The following is an 18,465-nucleotide window of genomic DNA, read 5'->3' as shown; positions in this document are numbered from 1 at the left end:
ATGTATGTCCGATGATCGTCAAGCGCAGCCCAGCGAACCCACAGCAACCGACCCGGTGGAGATGATCGAGCAGGCCCTCGTCCAGATCCGACGGGACCAGTCAGGCCGTCGCTTCGGCGGACGCGGTGGGCGCGGTGGGCCCGGTCATCACCACCACGATGAGCACGGGGGCGGCCATCGGCACGACGCCGACGGCGGCGCTGAGGACGAACGCGGACGTGGGCGCGGTCCGGGCTTCGGGCCCGGCTTCGGTGGGCCCTGGGGTCCCGGCGGTGGCGCCCGTCACCCGCGCGAGCAGGCGATCGCCCAGGCGGCTCGGTTCCGGATGCTGGACGCGCTCGCTCGTGACGAGGCGGCCGGTGGCATGGGGATCAGTGCGCTCGCGGAGTCGATCGGCGTCGACCAGCCCCGCGCGAGCCGGCTCGTGGCCGAAGCGACGAAGCGGGGAGAGGTCGCTCGCGCGGTCGACCCGAACGACGGTCGACGCAGCGTGGTGCAGCTGAGCGCCGCCGGCCGCGCGGTCCTGCAGGAAGCGCACCGGGGTCGACGCGACGCGGTCACGACCGCGCTCTCGGGGTTCACGCCCGAGGAGGCGGCGCAGTTCGCGGCGTACCTCGAGCGGTTCGTCGCCGCGTGGCCGCGCCCCGACACCGACCGGTAGCTCGCCCGCCTGATCCTCGACTCCGTGTTCGCAATTCAGGAGCGTCCCGGTGGGTCGAGCCGGATCATCCCCTCGGTGGCCGGACGCGCCGGCGTGCGCCTGAGTTCTGCACGATCGGACCCGGCCGGTCCATGCGGTTCGCAATTCAGGAGGAGTCAGGCGTGTCGGCCTGGGGATGGCCGTCTCACGGGAGAACCGCCGGGGCGCTCCTGAGTTGTGAACCGTGAGGCGGCACCGGGACCCCGCCCTCGCTACTCGGGGCGGAGGCGGAGCTCCTGCATCCCGCCGTCGACGGCGATCGAGGTGCCGGTCGTCGAGCCTGATCGCGGGCTCGCCAGGTAGGCGACGGCACCGGCGACCTCGGTCGCGGCGACGAGTCGGCCATGCGGCTGGCGTGCCTCGAGCGCGGCGCGCTCGGCGGCCGGGTCCGGCGCGCTGTCGAGCAGCCGGCCCACCCACGGGGTGTCGGCCGTGCCCGGGTTCACGCAGTTGATCCGGATGCCCTCGCGCAGGTGGTCGGCGGCCATCGCTCGCGTCAACGACAGCACGGCCCCCTTCGTCGCGGTGTAGAGCGCGCGCTGGGGGAGCCCCGCCGTCGCGGCGATCGACGCGGTGTTCACGATCGCGGCCGACGGCGACTCGCGCAGGTGGGGGAGGGCCGCGCGCGTCACGCGAGCCATACCGACGACGTTGATGTCGAAGACGCGGTGCCACTCGTCGTCGTCGTTCGACTCGACGGTCCCCTGCGCGCCGATACCGGCGTTGTTCACGACGATGTCGAGGCGGCCGAACCGTTCGACGACGGCGTCGATCGCAGCACGGACCGACGCATCGTCGGCGACGTTCGCCCGCACCGACAGGCGGGTGGCGGAGTCCTCGTCGGGCGAGGGGTTCAGATCGAGGATCGCGACGCTCGCCCCATCGGCGGCGAGGCGTTCGACGATGGCGGCACCGATCCCCGAAGCGCCGCCGGTGACGATCGCGACGAGTCCGTCGAACTCGCCGGTGTCTGCGGCGCTCATGCGCGGGCTCCGAGTGCCTCGGCAGGCTTGGCAGCCGGCGCGATACCAGGGACCGGGTCGACGAACCGCTGTCGCTGGCGGCCGAGGCCCTCGATCTCGACCTCGCAGACGTCGCCCGGTGCGAGGTAGGGGAAGCGGCCGGAGAGCGCGACGCCCTCGGGTGTGCCGGTCAGGACGAGGTCGCCGGGTTCGAGCTGCAGGTACTGGCTCAGGTGCCAGATGACCGTGGCGACGTCGAAGATGAGGTCGGCCGTGCTCGAGTCCTGACGCGGTTCCCCGTTGACCCAGCTGCGGAGTCGCAGGGCGCCGGCGTCGACCTCGTCCGGCGTCACGAGCCACGGGCCGGTCGGGTTGAAGCCCGGAGCGCACTTGCCCTTCGACCACTGCCCGCCACTCGCCGCCATCTGGAAGTCGCGCTCCGACACGTCGTTCGCGGTGACGAAGCCGGCGATGCGGCCGAGGGCGTCCTCAGGGCTGTCGAGGTAGGAGGTGCGCTCGCCGATGACGACGCCCAGCTCGACCTCCCAGTCGGTCTTCGTGCTGCCTCGCGGGATGCGGACGTCGTCGTTCGGGCCGACGACCGTGTTGGGCGTCTTCAGGAACATGATGGGGATCTCCGGAGGGGCGGACCCGGACTCCGCCGCATGCGCCGCGTAGTTCATCCCGATGCAGACGACCGCACTCGGCCGGGCGATCGGAGCGCCGATCCGGAGTTCGTCGGCGCCGTCGAGGGCGGGGAGCGCACCCGACTCGAGGGCGGCGCGGACGCGGGCGACGCCGCCGCCGGCGAGGAACGCTCCGTCGATGTCGGGGGTGATCGATCGGAGGTCGTAGGCGGTGTCGCCCGCGAACACGACGGGGGTCTCCCCGTCCACGGGGCCGAGTCTGGCGAAGCGCATGCTGGTCCTTCCGGTTCCGCCGGTGCCCGCGTACGGACCCGGCTCCGTAGCCGATAACGTCTGAACTCTACCGCCCGATCCGACCGTTGCAACAGATGATTCGGTCCGCGCTGGGCGCATTGACAGCCCAGACATCGGATGTCTAAGCTCGGTGGCACCAGCCCGAAGGAGCATGCCGACGTGAGTACCATCATCGGATTCGAGACGCACGACGTCCGGTTCCCGACCTCGACCACCCTCGACGGCTCGGACGCCATGAACCCCGACCCCGACTACTCCGCCGCCTACCTGCGGCTCGTGACGGACGCGGACGACGGCCACGAGGGCCACGGCTTCGTCTTCACCATCGGACGCGGCAACGACGTCGAAGTCGCAGCCATCCACGCCCTCCGGGAGCACCTCCTCGGTCGCGAGGTCGAGCCCGTGCTCGACGCCCTCGGAGCCTTCTGGCGCGAACTCGTCTACGACTCCCAGCTCCGGTGGCTCGGCCCCGAGAAGGGCGTCATGCACATGGCGATCGGCGCCGTCGTCAACGCGCTCTGGGACCTCAAGGCCAAACGTGCCGGCCTGCCCCTCTGGCGGCTGCTCGCCACGATGACGCCGGAGGAGCTCGTCGAGCTCGTCGACTTCCGCTACCTGAGCGACGTCCTCACCCCGGACGACGCGCTCACGATCCTCCGACGCGCCGAACCGGGACGGGAGGCCAGGATCGAGGCCCTCCTCGCAGCCGGGTACCCCGCCTACACGACGACGCCCGGATGGCTCGGCTACTCCGACGAGAAGCTCGACCGCCTGTGTCGCGAAGCGGTCGCGGACGGATTCGCGCAGGTCAAACTCAAGGTGGGCGGGAACGTGGAAGACGACGTCCGTCGCCTCGCCATCGCCCGGAACGCGGTGGGACCCGACATCCGGATCGCCGTCGACGCCAACCAGCGGTGGGACGTCGCGGAGGCGATCGACTGGATGTCCCGACTCGCCCCCTACGACATCGCCTGGATCGAGGAGCCGACGAGCCCCGACGACATCCTCGGCCACGCGGCGATCGCGCGCGGCGTCGCCCCGATCCCGGTCGCGACCGGCGAGCACATGGCCAACCGCATCATGTTCAAGCAGTTCCTGCAGGCCGACGCCCTCCAGGTGCTCCAGATCGACTCCACGCGGGTCGCCGGCGTGAACGAGAACATCACGATCCTCCTCCTGGCCGCGAAGTTCGGTGTCCCGGTCTGCCCGCACGCCGGTGGCGTCGGGCTGTGCGAAGCGGTGCAGCACCTCTCGATGTTCGACTTCATCGCCGTGTCCGGGAGCGAGGATGGACGCATGATCGAATTCGTCGACCACCTGCACGAGCACTTCGTCGAGCCCGTCGAGATCGTCGCCGGCCGGTACCGCGCGCCGCTCGCCCCCGGCGGCGGCTCGGAGATGCTCGCGACGTCGATCGCCGAGTTCACCTTCCGGGGCGCCGGTGCCTGACCTGCTCGTCCCGCGGCTCGCGTACGGCGCCGCCAACCTCGGCAACCTCTACCGCGAGCTCAGCGAGGAGGAGGCCTGGGCGATCCTCGACGCGGCCTGGGAACACGGCGTCCGCTTCTACGACACGGCTCCGCACTACGGCCTCGGTCTCTCCGAGCGTCGGCTCGGCGCCTTCCTGCGGACGAAGCCCCGCGACGAGTACGTCCTGTCCACCAAGGTCGGCCGCCTCCTCGTGCCGAACCCCGCGGGGGAGGGTGCGCTCGACACGGACAACGACTTCGTCGTCCCGGCGACCTTGCGGCGCGAGTGGGACGCGAGTGAGTCGGGCGTGCGGCGCTCGCTCGACGAGTCCCTCGAACGACTCGGACTCGACCACGTCGACGTGCTCTACCTCCACGACCCGGAACGCAACGATCCGGAGTCCGGGATATCCGAGGGGATCCCGGCGCTCGCCGCCCTCCGCGACGAAGGACTCGTCGGGGCGGTCGGGATCGGGTCGATGGACGTCGCCGCTCTGCTCGCCGCGGTGCGCACGGGCCTGACCGATCTCATCATGATCGCCGGTCGGTACACGCTCGCCGAGCAACCAGCGGGCGCGGAGGTGCTGCCCGCCTGCCTGGAACACGGCGTCGGTGTGGTCGCCGCCTCGGTGTTCAACTCCGGCCTGCTGGCCCGTGCCGTCCCCGACCGCGACGGACGCTACGAGTACGGTGCCGTCCCGCCGCAGGTCTTCGACCGCGCCGTCGACATCGCCGAGATCTGCCGTCGGTTCGAGGTCGAACTGCCCGCGGCCGCCCTCCAGTTCCCGCTCCGTCACCCCGCCGTGCGGACGGTCGCCGTCGGTGCCTCGCGGCCGGAGCAGATGATCCAGAACGTGGAGCGCTTCGAGGCGCCGATCCCCGAGACCTTCTGGACGGAGCTGCGCACCAGAGGGCTGCTCGGCTGATGCGGACGATCGACGCGCACCTCCACCTGTGGAATCGCGCCGACGGGTATCACTGGCTCGCTTCGGCCGACGAAGCGCTTCGCGAGGACTTCACGCCGGAGCGTGCGGCCGCAGAGCTGCAGGCGGCCGGCGTCGATGCGGCGATCCTCGTCCAGGCCGACGACACCGAGCTCGACACGATGTCGATGCTCAGTGCATCGGACGCTTTCGATTGGGTGGCCGGCGTCGTCGGCTGGGTCCCGATCGACGATGCGAAGCGGGCCGAGGCCCTGCTCGACCGTTGGGGCGCGCATCCACGGTTCAGCGGCGTTCGTCAGCTGCTGCACGACGACCCCCGGGACGGCCTGCTCCTGGCTGCCCCCGCGCGCCGGATGGCGGCGGTCCTCGCGGATCGCGGGCTTCCGCTCGACCTCCCGAACGCCTTCCCTCGGCTGCTCCGCGACGCCTCTGGACTCGCGCGGCTGGAGGAGGGGCTGACGATCGTCGTCGACCACCTCGCGAAGCCCCCGCGCGACGATCAGGCCTTCGCGCAGTGGGCGACCGAGCTGGCCGCGGCGGCGGCGTCACCGAACGTGGTCGCGAAGGTGTCCGGCCTCAACCGGGCCGGTCGGCCGTTCGTGGCGGCCGACGTGCGTCGGGCCTGGGACACCGCACTCGCCTGCTTCGGGCCCGAGCGGTTGATGCTCGGCGGCGACTGGCCGATGACCGTCACGAGCGGCGGCTACGGTGCGGTCTGGCACGAGCTGTCCGGTCTCGTCGACGAGTTGTCACCGGCGGAACGCGATGCACTGCGTGGCGGGACAGCGACGCGCGTCTACCGGCTCGACCCCCGCGGGCCGGTCGGCGTCGACGGACTGACATGATCGGGCAGACGGATGGACACGGAACCATGACGAGGAGGTCACCATGCTGACAGGGATCGACCCGGTGCTGAGCGGCGAACTGCTGCTGCACCTGGATGCGATGGGACATTCGGACGCGGTGGTGATCGCCGACGCGCACTTCCCGGCCGCCCGGCTCGGCGAACGCGTCGTCGTGCTGCCGACGCTGTCGACGCCGGAGGTCCTCCGAGCGGTGCGCACGGTGATCCCGCTCGACGACGAGCCCGTGCTCGACCTCATGACGAGTGCCGACGGTACGGTGCTCGACGTCCAGCGCGAACTCATCGCCGCCGCCGGCACGACCGAGGACGCCGTGCGCTTCGTCGACCGGTTCGCCTACTACGACGAGGCCGCCACGGCGTTCCTCATCATCCGCACGGGCGAGACCAGGAAATACGGGAACGTCACCCTGCGGAAGGGCCTCGTGCTCCCGGGCGCCTGACCTGCCCGTGGGCTGCGGTCGCTCACCAGCAGAGCGCGACGATCGCGGCACCGACGACGGCGTAGATCCCCGAGAGGACCTGCCGACCGCGGGTGCGGGGTTCGACCGCGGTCTCGACCGTCGCCCCGTGCTCGTCGAGTGATCGCTTCGGCTTGGGTGCGTGCCAGGGGAGTGAGCGCCAGCGCAGGGCGGCTCCGGCGAGTCCGAAGCCGACGATCGCGACGGCGATGACCCACGCCCAGGACCAGATGCCGACCGGCGCGGCGAGGGCACGGACGAGGGCGAGGATCACGATGCTGTCGACCGCGTCAACGACCAGTCGGTAGCGCTCGGTCGCCGCCCAGCGTCCCGTACTCCACGCGTGGACGACCTGCAGTGCGAGGATCCACGCGACGACGAGGGCGACGATGGTGGGGATCAGGATCTCGATCATCGTGCTGCTCCGATCTGCTCGAGGAGGGCGACACCGGCCGCATCGACCGACTCCTGGGTCGCTGAGACGAGGACCACTGTGGTGCCGGTCGCCGGGACGACGCCGACGAAGGACGCGAAGCCGCCCGTGGCACCGTTGTGCCAGACGAGGTCCTCACCGTCGATCGCCTTCCGATCGGTGATCCAGGCCCAGCCGATCTCGCGATCGCCGAACGCCGCCTGTGGGTCGAGTGCCTCGATGCCCGGCGCGCTGCCGTCGGCCAGTCGTTCCGCGAAACGGGCGAGATCCTCCGTGTCTGACCGGATGCCACCGGCGGGCCCGATCGCTGTGCCGGTCCATGCGGCGGCGGTCCGTCCGCCGGCGGTCTCACCGAGGAGGTCCCGGTCGCCGAGGTCTGCTGCATCGCTCACGGGGCTGGTCGACTCGAGTCCCATCGGACCGGTGATCCGCTCCTCGAGAAGGTCGGCGTAGCTGGTGCCGGCGGCCGAGCCGAGGGCGGCACCGAGCAGTTCGAAACCGAGGTTGGAGTAGGTGCCCTTCGGGGTGTCGAGGGACGCGGACCGCGCCTGCTCGAGCAGCTGGTCGAGGTCCTCGCCGTACGGGTTCGCCGTCGTGAGCGCGAACCACGTCGAGGAGAGGATCGTCGAGAGGTCGATCGGCAGCCGGGGCAGGCCGGAGGTGTGGGTGGCGAGCTGCGCGAGGGTGACGTCCGCCGCTGGCGCGTCGCCCAGTTCGAGGAGGTCACCGAGCCTGGTGTCCGGGGTGACCTCGCCGCGCTCGATCGCGTCGGCGAGCAACAGTCCCGTGAAGGCCTTGCTCACCGACCCGATCTCGAACCGGGTGTCCGGCTGGGCGCCGATCGTCGCGGTGCGGGTACCGTCCGGGGTGACGACGACGGCCAGCAGGGCCTTGCGGTCGGGGCCGGCGAGCTCGCGGACGGTCGCCGCGAGTTCGGCGTCGCCGGTGGCCTCGGGGGGAAGCGTCGAGGGCCCTGGCCGGAAGGCGAGCCCGACCGCGAGGGCGACAGCGGTGCTGACGGCGGCGATGGCCCAGACCCGTCTGGGTCGGGACGTGCTGCGTGGTGTGGCGGTCATGCGGGGTCCTTTCTGGGGTCGGAGGTCATTCCATGGCGGCGACGGCGACGAGCAGCGGGACGAGTCGCATGGGTGGGACCGCGACCCGTCCGCGGCCGGCGGGTTGCAGCCAGCCGGCTGCCGTCAGGACGCGGACGTGGTGGTAGACCTGGCCGGTCGTCCCGATGCCGTCGAGTTCGCCGAGGTCCGCGAGTGCGGAGGTGCCGTCGGCGACGGCCAGGAGCAGCTGCAGTCGGACGGGGGAGCCGATGGCCGCGAGTCGCGATGCCGCCGTCGCGAGTGGACCGGAGCCTGCTGATTCCGCGGCGTCGGGGTCGTCACTGAGCGCGAGGAGGTCGTCGGTCGCTCTGGCGTACTGCCACTGCACGGGTCCGCCGCCCGCGACGACCGATCCGGTGAAGAGGACCGCCCCGTGCTCGAGCGCCGCCGTGCGCTGTTCGAGCCCACGGAGCGCCCAGAAGGTGTCGTCGGCATCGCCGGTGGCGGCTGCGGACGGAACGTCATCCGGTCGCCCGGCGGTCGAGTCGTCGTCGGCCGGTCGGGCGAACACGGCGGCTTCGAGGCGCGCCAGACGTGCCTCGTGATCGCCGGGGTCGATGGTCGTCATGACCCAAGTGTACAAATATCGTAATTACGAAATCAAGCTAGAAGGTCCTCTGGCCCGAGCGGTGGCGGCGTCACACCCGCGAGGCGAGCCGCCCCTGCTTCGCGTGCACCGGGATCAGCAGTCCGAGGCCGATGAGCAGCACGAGCACGATCCCGAGGATCCCCCAGAACTGCGCCCCACCGAGCGTGACGAACAGTGCGAAGGCCGTCGGTGCGAGGAAGGACACGGCGCGGCCGGTCGTGGCGTAGAGGCCGAAGACCTCACCCTCGCGGCCCTCCGGGATGATGCGCGCCAGGAACGAGCGACTCGCCGACTGCGCCGGGCCGACGAACAGGCACAGCATGAGCCCGAAGATCCAGAAGATCGTCGCGCCGCCCTCGTGGAGGAAGAACACGGCGCTTCCCGCGATGACGAGGCCGATGAGCGACGCGACGATGACGGGTTTCGGGCCCACCTTGTCGTCCAGCAGGCCGATCGTGATCGTCGCGACGCCGGCGACGACGTTGGCGGCGATCGCGAAGATGATCACCTCGCCGGGTGAGAAGCCGAAGGTCCCCGCGGCCAGGACGCCACCGAAGGTGAAGACGCCGGCGAGCCCGTCCCGGAACACGGCGCTCGCGAGCAGGAAGTAGAGCGTCTGTCGGCTGTCGCGCCAGAGTTCCGCGATGCTCTTGGCGAGCACCCCGTAGGAGGCGAAGAACCCGACGTGCGGCCGGGCGACGGCCTGCGGTGCGTGGTACTCGGGCACCGCGAAGAGCACGGGCAGGGCGAAGATCCCGAACCACGCCGCGGAGACGAGCATCGCGACGCGGACGTCCATGCCGTCCTCGCCGGTGACGCCGAAGAGTCCGACCTCGGGGGAGATGAAGCCGAAGTACACGATGAGCAGCAGCACGATGCCGCCGATGTACCCCATGCCCCAGCCGAGACCGGAGACCTTGCCGATGGAGGTGGGCGTCGACACCTGGGCGAGCATCGCGTTGTAGTTGACGCCGGCGAACTCGAACACGATGTTGCCGACCGCGAGGAGGACGAGGCCCAGCCAGAGGAAGTTCGGATCGGGGGCGACGAAGAAGAGGAGCGCGGTGATCGCGACGACGACGTAGGTGTTGAAGCCGAGCCAGAACTTCCGTCGCCCGGCGGAGTCCGACCGTTGGCCGACGACCGGCGCGAGGATCGCGATCAGCAGTCCGGCGGCGGCGAGCGCCCACCCGAGGGACGCCGACACCGCGGCCTCCTCGCCGAAGGAGTCGCTCGTCAGATAGACGGTGAACACGAAGGTGGTGACGACGGCGTTGAACGACGCCGAGCCCCAGTCCCACAGGCTCCACGCGAAGATGCGACCCTTACGACCCGCCTGCGCCTTCACTGCGGCGACCTGCGAGGTGTCGAGGTCGACGGTGGCTGCTGCGGCGTCGGGGGTGACGAGCGGTGGTGGCGGGAAGTTGCGGGGCCGGGATCCGAGACGCGGGGCCTCGTCGCCGGGCCCACCTGTCCGGCCGGTGTCGTCGGTGCCACCTGGGGGAGTCGTGCTCATGCACTGAGGCTAGTGCCGCCTGGTGAACGGGCGGTAGCGCGCGTCCCGCAGCGCGATGGCTGAGGGTTCGCTGGGACGCGGATCGTTGTCGGGAATAGCTTCGGGCGCCCCGCGTTGGACTTGAGCGTACGACACTCAAGTTTGAATCCAGGAGGTTCACGTGCCCGAAGACTTCACCCAGGGCGGCGCAGCAGCAGACGGCGGATCGTCGTCGTTCGACGACTTCCTCGCCCGATACCTCGAGGGCGAGCGGGCGCGTTCGGCGCGGACCATCGATCTCAGCCGCTTCCTCACCGCACGGACGCAGGAGATCCTGCAGCGCGCCGGCCGGTTCGCGCTCGAGCGCGGCCAGAACGAGCTCGACGCGCTGCACATCCTGCGCGTCATCGTGAGCGAAGAGCCCGCCAAGGACGCCGTCGCGCGCCTCGGCGTCGACCCGAAGGCCATCGCCAAGGCCGCCGAGCAGCGCTTGCCGCAGGCGTCCTCGCCGAGCGTCAAGGACCCGGCCATCACGCCGTCGGCCCAGCGCGCGCTGTTCCACGCCTACCAGGTGGCCCGCGCCGCCGGATCGACGTACGTCGACCCCGAGCACCTCTTCTTCGCGCTCGTCATCAACCAGGACTCGCCCTCCGGTGAGGTCCTCGCCCGCGCCGGCGTCACGGCGGAGGCGCTGACCCAGGGCATGCGCCAGACCGTCGGTGACCCCGGCGTCGCCACCGAGGACCAGGACGACCGCGATGCCGACGACCTCGACTCGGACACCCCGATGCTCGACCGCTTCGGCACCGACCTCACGGCGCTCGCCGCAGGTGGGTCGCTCGACCCCGTCATCGGACGTTCCGAGGAGATCGAGCAGACCATCGAGATCCTCTCCCGCCGCACCAAGAACAACCCCGTCCTCGTCGGCGAGGCCGGCGTCGGCAAGACCGCGGTCGTCGAGGGGCTCGCCCAGGCGATCGTCGACGGCGGCGTCCCGGAGCAGTTGCGCGGCAAGCGCGTCGTCTCGCTCGACCTGCCGGCCATGGTCGCCGGAACCCGCTACCGCGGCGACTTCGAGGAGCGCCTCACCGGCCTGCTCGACGAGATCGCAGCCAACCGCTCCGAGCTGATCGTCTTCATCGACGAGGTCCACACCGTCGTCGGCGCCGGAGGTTCCGGCGAGGGCGGCATGGACGCCGGGAACATGCTCAAGCCGCGTCTCGCTCGCGGTGAGCTGCACCTCATCGGTGCGACCACGCTCCGTGAGTACCGCGGGATCGAGAAGGACCCGGCACTCGAACGCCGCTTCCAGCCCGTGCGCGTCGGCGAGCCGTCGATCGAGGACGCCGTCCGCATCCTCGATGGTCTCCGTCCGGCGTACGAGGAGCACCACGACGTCCGCTTCACCGACGACGCCCTCCGTGCCGCCGTCGAGCTCTCGGCCCGCTACCTGCCCGACCGCGTCCTGCCCGACAAGGCCATCGACCTCGTCGACCAGGCCGGAGCCCGGCTGCGGTTGCGGCTCGGGAAGGCGGTCGACGTGAGTGCCCTCGTCGAGGAGCTCGCGACACTCGAGGCGTCGAAGAACGCTGCCGTGTCGGCCGAGCACTACGAGGAGGCCTCGCGCATCCGCGATGAGATCACCGCCGTGCAGGCGAAGCTCGACGCCGCCTCCAACGGCCCCGGCGCGCGCACCGACCGCGACGCCGTCGTCGACGAGGCCCAGATCGCCGGCGTCGTGTCCCGCGCCACCGGCATCCCGGTCAGTCGGCTCACGGAGGGCGAGCGGGAACGTCTCGCCGGCCTCGAGGACGAACTGCACGCTCGCGTCATCGGCCAGCACGACGCCGTGACCGCGGTGTCGAAGGCCGTCCGTCGCAACCGCACGGGCATGGGGGATGCGAACCGACCCGTCGGCAGCTTCCTGTTCCTCGGCCCCACCGGCGTGGGTAAGACGGAGCTCGCGAAGGCGCTCGCCGGATCCCTCTTCGCTGACGAGCACTCGGTGATCCGCTTCGACATGAGCGAGTTCGGCGAACGCCACACGGTGTCGCGACTCGTCGGCGCCCCTCCCGGGTACGTCGGGTTCGACGAGGCGGGCCAGCTCACCGAGCGCGTCCGCCGGAACCCCTACTCGATCGTGCTGTTCGACGAGATCGAGAAGGCGCACCCGGACGTGTTCAACCTGCTCCTGCAGGTCCTCGACGACGGTCGCCTGACCGACGGCCAGGGGCGGACGATCGACTTCCGCAACACCGTCGTCGTCATGACCTCGAACCTCGGCTCCGAGTTTCTGGCCTCGCGGTCCGGTGCAATGGGCTTCGTGGCCGGTGGCGCCGACGACCCGACGGGCTTCGGCTCCGAGGAGGCACTGCGTGCCCGGGTCATGGGCAAGCTGCGCGAGGCGATGCGTCCGGAGTTCCTCAACCGCATCGACGAGATCGTCCTCTTCCGCAAGCTCGACCAGCAGCAGCTGCAGGAGATCGTCGGACTGATGCTCGGCCGCACGACCGAACGGTTGGCCGCGCGCGGTGCGTCACTCGAGACGACGACCGAGGCGCTCGCGCTCCTCGCGGAGCTCGGCTACGAGCCGGAGTACGGTGCGCGACCCTTGCGTCGCCTCATCCAGCGTGAGGTCGACGACCGCATCGCCGAGCTCGTGGTGGGCGGTGGCGCCGGCGACGGCTCGATCGTCCACGTCGATGCCGTCGGCGGGAAGGTCGTCGTCACCGAGCGCTCCGCGGTGGTGGCGGAAGCCGCCTAGGCCGGGAGATCGATCGACAGGCTCAGGGACCGGTGCGCCGGACCCTGAGCCTGTCGTCGTCTGTGCGCGGGTACCTCGACAGGCTCGGTGACCGGAGCGGCCCGGAGGGTTCCTACTCCTGAAGTCCTTGCACCGAATCCAGCAGGCTCGGCGCGCTCACGTAGAAGAGTTGCCCGTCCTGCCACACGAAGCCACCGGAGAGGTTGCCGCCCGGGTCGGTCGGCTCGAGGAGGAACGGGAGTCCGGACTCGTCGCTCTCGACGAATCCGGCGGCCTCGAGCTCGGCCTGCTTGGCAGCCCAGGCCGTCTCGTCGAATGGTGCCTGCGCGACCGTCGCCGAGATGTCGGTCTGCGGCTTCGTCCAGGTGCACGCGACGCCACCGGCGTCGACGAGGAACGTCAGGTCGGTCCGTGTGACCTGGTACGCCCGCGGTTCCATCTGGGTCTGCGCGAGGTCCGCATATCCCTGCTCAGTGAGGATCGTGTCGCACGTCGCAGCTGTGGCCGTCTCGGTCGCCTCGGCGGAGGGCGTCGAGGTGGGGGTGGCGCTCGGAGTGCTCATGGTCGTGGAGCTCGGCGACGGCGCTCCGGATCCGCACCCGGCGAGGGCGAGGGCTCCGATCGTTGCGACGAGGGCGGTCAGGAGACGAGGGGAGTGGCGGCGCGACATCCCCCAAGCCTAGGAGTCGTGCCGAGTCCGGCGGATCAGGGGCAGCACGGGGATCGCGCAAACTGGCCATCCGCTGGGAGTTGAGCCAGGCGGACTCAACTTTCTTGACGTCGAAACCGGGCCTCGGTAGCATTGAGTCATCGGGACTCAAGTCTCGACGTCACACCAGCATCACCCCATCAACCAGCTCGGTGCCGAGCTCGTCGAGTCGGCCGGACGCCCACAGCATGCCGCCCGAGTCGACGAGTTCCGAACCGGCAGTCAACACAAGGAGAACCAACACATGGCACGTGCAGTAGGCATCGACCTCGGTACCACCAACTCGGTGGTCGCCGTCCTCGAAGGTGGAGAACCCACCGTCATCGCCAACGCCGAGGGCTTCCGCACCACCCCCTCCGTCGTCGCATTCACCAAGGACGGCGAGGTGCTCGTCGGCGAGACCGCGAAGCGCCAGGCCGTCACCAACGTCGACCGCACCATCGCGAGCGTCAAGCGCCACATGGGCACCGACTGGAAGTTCGACGTCGACGGCAAGAAGTACACGCCGCAGGAGCTGTCCGCTCGCATCCTCGCGAAGCTGAAGCGCGACGCCGAGCAGTACCTGGGCGACACCGTGACCGACGCGGTCATCACCGTCCCCGCCTACTTCAACGACGCCGAGCGTCAGGCCACGAAGGAGGCCGGTGAGGTCGCAGGCCTCAACGTGCTCCGCATCATCAACGAGCCGACCGCCGCTGCCCTCGCCTACGGCCTCGACCGCGGCAAGGAGGACGAGCTCATCCTCGTCTTCGACCTCGGTGGCGGTACCTTCGACGTCTCGCTGCTCGAAGTGGGCAAGGACGACGACTTCTCCACCATCCAGGTCCGCTCCACCTCGGGTGACAACCGCCTCGGTGGAGACGACTGGGACCAGCGCGTCGTCGACTACCTGATCAAGCGCTTCAAGGACTCGACCGGTGTCGACGTCTCGGGTGACAAGATCGCGAAGCAGCGCCTCAAGGAAGCCGCCGAGCAGGCGAAGAAGGAGCTCAGCTCCTCGATGTCGACCTCGATCCAGCTCCCGTACCTCTCCCTCACGGAGAACGGCCCGGCGAACCTCGACGAGACGCTCAGCCGCGCGAAGTTCGAGGAACTCACCAACGACCTCCTCGAGCGCACCCGCAAGCCGTTCAACGACGTCATCGCCGAGGCCGGCGTGAAGGTCTCCGACATCGCGCACGTCGTGCTCGTCGGTGGATCGACCCGTATGCCCGCCGTCGCCGAGCTCGTCAAGAAGCTCACCGGTGGTCAGGAGCCCAACAAGGGCGTCAACCCTGACGAGGTCGTCGCCGTCGGCGCCGCCCTCCAGGCCGGCGTGCTGAAGGGTGAGCGCAAGGACGTGCTGCTCATCGACGTCACCCCCCTGTCGCTCGGTATCGAGACCAAGGGTGGCATCATGACGAAGCTCATCGAGCGCAACACCGCGATCCCCACGAAGCGGAGCGAGACCTTCACCACGGCCGACGACAACCAGCCGTCCGTCGCGATCCAGGTCTTCCAGGGCGAGCGCGAGTTCACCCGCGACAACAAGAACCTCGGCACCTTCGAGCTGACCGGCATCGCGCCGGCTCCGCGCGGTGTGCCGCAGGTCGAGGTCACCTTCGACATCGACGCCAACGGCATCGTGCACGTGTCCGCCAAGGACAAGGGCACCGGCAAGGAGCAGTCGATGACCATCACCGGTGGCTCGTCCCTCGGCAAGGAGGACATCGAGCGCATGGTCCGCGAGGCCGAGGAGCACGCTGCGGACGACAAGGCCCGCCGCGAGCAGGCCGAGGTCCGCAACAGCGCCGAGCAGCTCGCCTACTCGATCGACAAGCTCATCAAGGAGAACGACGACAAGCTGCCCGAGGACGTCAAGACCGACGTCCAGGCCGATGTCGACGCCCTGAAGAGCGCGCTCGCCGGTGAGGACGAGGACGCGGTGAAGACCGCGTTCGACAAGCTCAACGAGAGCCAGGTCAAGCTCGGCGAGGCGATCTACGCCCAGGCGCAGGCCTCCGAGTCCGCCGCAGGAACCGAGGCCCCGGCTGAGGAGGCGACCTCCGATGAGGACGTCGTCGACGCCGAGGTCGTCGAGGACGAAGACGACAAGGACAAGAAGTAACCATGACTGACGAGAACCAGAACCAGAACCAGGACGATCCCATCATCCGTGACAAGCGGCGGATCGACCCGGAGACCGGCGAGGTTCGTCAGCCTGGCACCGAGGGGGTTGACGCCGACGCGTCGGCCCCCTCGGGCGCACCTGCCGAATCCGCCGGCGCCGACGCACCGGCCGCCGACGACGAGCTGACCGTCGAGGACATCCTCAACGCGGCTCCCGAGGAGCCCATGCAGGGCGGCGACCTCTCCCCGGCCGAGCAGCTCGCTGCAGAACGCCTCGGCGACCTGCAGCGCGTCACGGCCGAGTACGCGAACTACCGGAAGCGCACCGAGGCCGGCCGCGAGGTGGAGCGCGAGCGCACCACCGGCGAGGTCGCCAAGGTCCTGCTCCCGGTGCTCGACGACCTCGACCGCGCTGACAAGCACGGCGACCTCGAGGGCGACGCCCCCTTCACGCAGATCGCGGCCAAGCTCCGCGGCGCTGCCGAGAAGCTCGGGCTGAAGCCGTTCGGAGCGGTCGGCGAGACCTTCGACCCCAACGTGCACGAGGCCATCTTCCAGCAGCCCACGCCGGGCGCCGAGGGCGAGACCGTCCTCGACGTCGTGGAGACCGGGTACCACCTGGGCTCCACCCTGCTGCGCGCCGCGAAGGTGGTCGTCGCGGTCCCGGCGAGCTAGCCATGGCGAGTCAGGACTGGTTCGACAAGGACTTTTACAAGGTCCTCGGCGTCAAGAAGGACGTGACGCCGGCGGAACTGAAGAAGGTCTACCGGAAGCTCGCCCGGCAGTACCACCCGGACTCCAACCCGGGTGATGCGAAGGCCGAAGCGAAGTTCAAGGAGATCAGCGAGGCCCACTCGGTCCTCGGCGACCCCGAGCAGCGCAAGGAGTACGACGCCGTTCGTGCCATGGGCGGTGGAGCACGCTTCACCGCCCCGGGTGCCGGCGGCGGCCAGGGCGGCTTCGAGGACGTCTTCGGGACGATGTTCGGTGGAGGCGGTGGTGGAGGCGGTCGCCAGAGCTACAGCTACCAGCAGGCGCCTCCCGGGTACGAGGACATCCTCGGCGGCATGTTCGGCCAGGGTGGCTTCGGCCAGACCTCCGGTGGCTTCCGCGGCTACGGCGGACCCACGCCGGGCCGCGACATCACCGCGCACACGACGATCGACTTCATCACGGCCACGCAGGGCGACACCATCTCCCTGCAGACCTCCGAGGGACGCACCATCAAGGTGAAGATCCCGGCGGGTGTGTCGGATGGACAGAAGATCCGCCTGCGCGGCAAGGGGCAGCCGAGTCCGGACGGCGGCGAAGCCGGCGATATCGTGGTCACCGTGAGTGTCCGCAAGCATCCCGTGTTCGAACGCGACGGCCTGAACCTCCGCGTCACCGTGCCGGTCACCTTCGTGGAGGCCGCGCTCGGCGCCACGATCGAGGTTCCGACGCTCGGCGGCGACCCCGTCAAGCTGCGCGTCGCCCCCGGTACGCCGAGCGGCCGCGTCCTCCGCGTCAAGGGCCGTGGTGTCGCGACGACGAAGGGCACCGGCGACCTCCTGGCCGTCGTGCAGATCGTCGTCCCGGCGCATCTCGGCGGCGAGGCCAAGGAAGCACTCGAACGGTTCCACGAGCTGGAGCCGAAGGACAACCCCCGCGACGAGCTCATCGCTCGGGCTCGGGGCTAGTAGCCAGCAGCACACGGAAGGGCAGGAAGCATGGACGAGCATTCGCCGGTCTTCGCGATCGCGATGGCTGCCGAGCTCGCCGGCATGCACCCGCAGACCCTTCGGCAGTACGACCGGCTCGGGCTCGTGTCGCCGACGCGGACCGCGGGGAAGTCACGCAGGTACTCGATGCGCGACATCGCCCAGCTCCGTGAGGTGTCCAGGCTCAGTGCCGAGGGCGTCAGCCTCGAGGGCATCTCCCGCATCCTGACCCTGGAGAACGAGGTCAGCTCGCTCCAGGGTCGGGTGCGGGAGCTCGAGCACGCGCTCGCCAACGCCCTGCTGCGAACCCCGGGCAACCGGGTGTTCGCCGCCGGCATGGAGGGGAGCGTCGTCCCGATGCGAAGCGGTACCCGCACCCGCCGCCGGACCGAGGTCGTCGTCTGGCGGCCGTCGCTCTCCGAGTAGTCGACGAAAGCGCACTCGTGGTCGTCATCTCGCACGGATGACGACCACGAGTGCGCTTTCGTGTACGCGTAGGGTTGGGGCATGAGCGCTCAGCCCGTGGTGACGAAGCCGGACCCGGCGCAGACGGCACCCGCGACGGCCCGGAGGCGGCGCGGCGCCCGGCTGACCGGACTGACCGCCTACCCGCTCATGTACTTCGGCGTCATCGCGGGCGTGCTTCCGCTGCTGACGCTCGTCGTGATCGGCGCCCCGATCCTCGTCGGCGTCCTGCTCGGTGCGGGCGAGGCCGAATGGGTCGACGGCTTCTCGCGCGTGTTCGGGTTCATCCTGCTCTTCCTGACACCGCCGTTCGGTGCCTGGGTGTGGGGGTACGTCGCGCTCGGGGTCGTCGCCTTCCTCGGTGGCATCGCACTCAGCCTGCGGATCCTGCGGCGTCACGGCGTGCGTCGCGCAGGAGCCGTCACGCATTGGGGCATGTGGGCCACCGTCCCGCTGCAGCTCATCTTCGCGGTCATCAGCCTCGTGATCGTGTTCGGTGCGATCGCGTCCGTCCGCGCCGAGGACGCCAGCGGCCTCGAGACCGTGCGAGCCTTCGGCCAGGGCGTCGCAATCGCCACGGTCGTCAACCTCTTCGTCTCCGCTGGGCTCGGTGTCCTCGTCTTCCCGGCCGTCCTCCGAGCCGTGAAGGCGGAGAAGCCGGCTCGACGCGCGCGCCGGCGCGGCTGACCACTGGACGGTGTCGGTCCCCGGGAGCAGAATCGCTGCATCAGCCGGTCCTGGCTGTGT

Annotated in this window: 18 protein-coding genes; 11 read left to right on the top strand and 7 right to left on the bottom strand. The window is 70.1% G+C overall.

All coding sequences use genetic code 11. The annotated features are described in order from the left end of the window. The first annotated feature begins 4 nt into the window (after nucleotides 1-4). Entirely contained in the window at nucleotides 5-661 is a 657-nt protein-coding gene (locus tag ITJ62_RS01760) for a MarR family winged helix-turn-helix transcriptional regulator (protein WP_228497770.1), read from the top strand. 251 nt (nucleotides 662-912) lie between these two features. On the opposite strand, the gene ITJ62_RS01755 is transcribed toward ITJ62_RS01760, so the two are convergent. Next, nucleotides 913-1,683 (bottom strand): SDR family NAD(P)-dependent oxidoreductase, encoded by a 771-nt coding sequence (locus ITJ62_RS01755; RefSeq protein ID WP_194599440.1) that lies wholly within the window; start codon nucleotides 1,681-1,683, stop codon nucleotides 913-915. Further along, nucleotides 1,680-2,582, bottom strand: coding sequence for a fumarylacetoacetate hydrolase family protein (locus ITJ62_RS01750; protein WP_194599439.1), 903 nt, complete (start codon nucleotides 2,580-2,582; stop codon nucleotides 1,680-1,682). The genes ITJ62_RS01755 and ITJ62_RS01750 overlap by 4 nt, the downstream gene beginning before the upstream one ends. Nucleotides 2,583-2,762: 180 nt before the next feature. Here ITJ62_RS01750 and ITJ62_RS01745 point away from each other — a divergent pair, with 180 nt between their 5' ends. The 4 genes from ITJ62_RS01745 to ITJ62_RS01730 are packed head-to-tail and all read left to right on the top strand — an operon-like array spanning nucleotide 2,763 to nucleotide 6,321. Further along, complete coding sequence (locus ITJ62_RS01745; protein WP_194599438.1) at nucleotides 2,763-4,052, top strand: L-fuconate dehydratase; 1,290 nt, start codon at nucleotides 2,763-2,765, stop codon at nucleotides 4,050-4,052. Beyond that, nucleotides 4,045-4,998, top strand: coding sequence for an aldo/keto reductase (locus ITJ62_RS01740; RefSeq protein ID WP_194599437.1), 954 nt, complete (start codon nucleotides 4,045-4,047; stop codon nucleotides 4,996-4,998). Before ITJ62_RS01745 ends, ITJ62_RS01740 begins: the two co-directional genes overlap by 8 nt. Continuing rightward, nucleotides 4,998-5,861, top strand: a complete 864-nt coding sequence (locus ITJ62_RS01735; protein WP_194599436.1) for an amidohydrolase — start codon at nucleotides 4,998-5,000, stop codon at nucleotides 5,859-5,861. Before ITJ62_RS01740 ends, ITJ62_RS01735 begins: the two co-directional genes overlap by 1 nt. Nucleotides 5,862-5,904: 43 nt before the next feature. Continuing rightward, nucleotides 5,905-6,321 carry an RbsD/FucU family protein gene (locus ITJ62_RS01730; protein WP_085511960.1) on the top strand — a complete coding sequence of 139 codons (417 nt, stop codon included), beginning with the start codon at nucleotides 5,905-5,907 and terminating at the stop codon, nucleotides 6,319-6,321. 22 nt (nucleotides 6,322-6,343) lie between these two features. Here the strand turns inward: ITJ62_RS01730 and ITJ62_RS01725 are convergent, their stop codons facing one another. The 4 genes from ITJ62_RS01725 to ITJ62_RS01710 all read right to left on the bottom strand — a co-directional run bounded on the left by ITJ62_RS01725 (nucleotide 6,344) and on the right by ITJ62_RS01710 (nucleotide 9,992). Then, the gene (locus ITJ62_RS01725) at nucleotides 6,344-6,754 is read right to left on the bottom strand and encodes a hypothetical protein (protein WP_194599435.1); all 411 of its coding nucleotides are present in this window, start codon (nucleotides 6,752-6,754) and stop codon (nucleotides 6,344-6,346) included. Continuing rightward, on the bottom strand, nucleotides 6,751-7,848 hold the full coding sequence (locus ITJ62_RS01720; protein WP_194599434.1) for a serine hydrolase: 1,098 nt from the start codon (nucleotides 7,846-7,848) through the stop codon (nucleotides 6,751-6,753). The genes ITJ62_RS01725 and ITJ62_RS01720 overlap by 4 nt, the downstream gene beginning before the upstream one ends. 25 nt (nucleotides 7,849-7,873) lie before the next feature. Beyond that, the gene (locus ITJ62_RS01715) at nucleotides 7,874-8,455 is read right to left on the bottom strand and encodes a winged helix-turn-helix domain-containing protein (protein WP_194599433.1); all 582 of its coding nucleotides are present in this window, start codon (nucleotides 8,453-8,455) and stop codon (nucleotides 7,874-7,876) included. A gap of 70 nt (nucleotides 8,456-8,525) precedes the next feature. Beyond that, on the bottom strand, nucleotides 8,526-9,992 hold the full coding sequence (locus ITJ62_RS01710; RefSeq protein WP_194599432.1) for an MFS transporter: 1,467 nt from the start codon (nucleotides 9,990-9,992) through the stop codon (nucleotides 8,526-8,528). A gap of 160 nt (nucleotides 9,993-10,152) precedes the next feature. Here ITJ62_RS01710 and ITJ62_RS01705 point away from each other — a divergent pair, with 160 nt between their 5' ends. Then, nucleotides 10,153-12,735: an ATP-dependent Clp protease ATP-binding subunit gene (locus ITJ62_RS01705; RefSeq protein WP_194599431.1), complete on the top strand. Its 2,583-nt coding sequence runs from the start codon at nucleotides 10,153-10,155 to the stop codon at nucleotides 12,733-12,735. Nucleotides 12,736-12,847: 112 nt separating this feature from the next. On the opposite strand, the gene ITJ62_RS01700 is transcribed toward ITJ62_RS01705, so the two are convergent. Beyond that, nucleotides 12,848-13,405, bottom strand: coding sequence for a hypothetical protein (locus ITJ62_RS01700; RefSeq protein WP_194599430.1), 558 nt, complete (start codon nucleotides 13,403-13,405; stop codon nucleotides 12,848-12,850). 283 nt (nucleotides 13,406-13,688) lie between these two features. On the opposite strand from ITJ62_RS01700, the gene dnaK reads away from it, so the two are divergent. The 5 genes from dnaK to ITJ62_RS01675 all read left to right on the top strand — a co-directional run bounded on the left by dnaK (nucleotide 13,689) and on the right by ITJ62_RS01675 (nucleotide 18,405). Beyond that, nucleotides 13,689-15,551, top strand: a complete 1,863-nt coding sequence (dnaK, locus tag ITJ62_RS01695; RefSeq protein ID WP_085511953.1) for a molecular chaperone DnaK — start codon at nucleotides 13,689-13,691, stop codon at nucleotides 15,549-15,551. Between the two features lie 2 nt (nucleotides 15,552-15,553). Continuing rightward, nucleotides 15,554-16,228, top strand: coding sequence for a nucleotide exchange factor GrpE (locus ITJ62_RS01690; protein WP_194599429.1), 675 nt, complete (start codon nucleotides 15,554-15,556; stop codon nucleotides 16,226-16,228). 2 nt (nucleotides 16,229-16,230) lie between these two features. Further along, entirely contained in the window at nucleotides 16,231-17,232 is a 1,002-nt protein-coding gene (locus ITJ62_RS01685; RefSeq protein WP_194599428.1) for a DnaJ C-terminal domain-containing protein, read from the top strand. 30 nt (nucleotides 17,233-17,262) lie between these two features. Further along, a complete protein-coding gene (locus ITJ62_RS01680) occupies nucleotides 17,263-17,679 on the top strand; it encodes a heat shock protein transcriptional repressor HspR (protein ID WP_064297156.1) in 417 nt (138 codons plus the stop codon). Nucleotides 17,680-17,760: 81 nt separating this feature from the next. Beyond that, a complete protein-coding gene (locus ITJ62_RS01675; RefSeq protein ID WP_194599427.1) occupies nucleotides 17,761-18,405 on the top strand; it encodes a hypothetical protein in 645 nt (214 codons plus the stop codon). Nucleotides 18,406-18,465: the final 60 nt, after the last annotated feature.

Origin of the sequence: Plantibacter sp. VKM Ac-2876 (genome assembly GCF_015350715.1) — a bacterium.
Lineage (GTDB): Bacteria > Actinomycetota > Actinomycetes > Actinomycetales > Microbacteriaceae > Plantibacter > Plantibacter auratus.
This window is presented reverse-complemented; position numbering and strand designations above follow the sequence as displayed.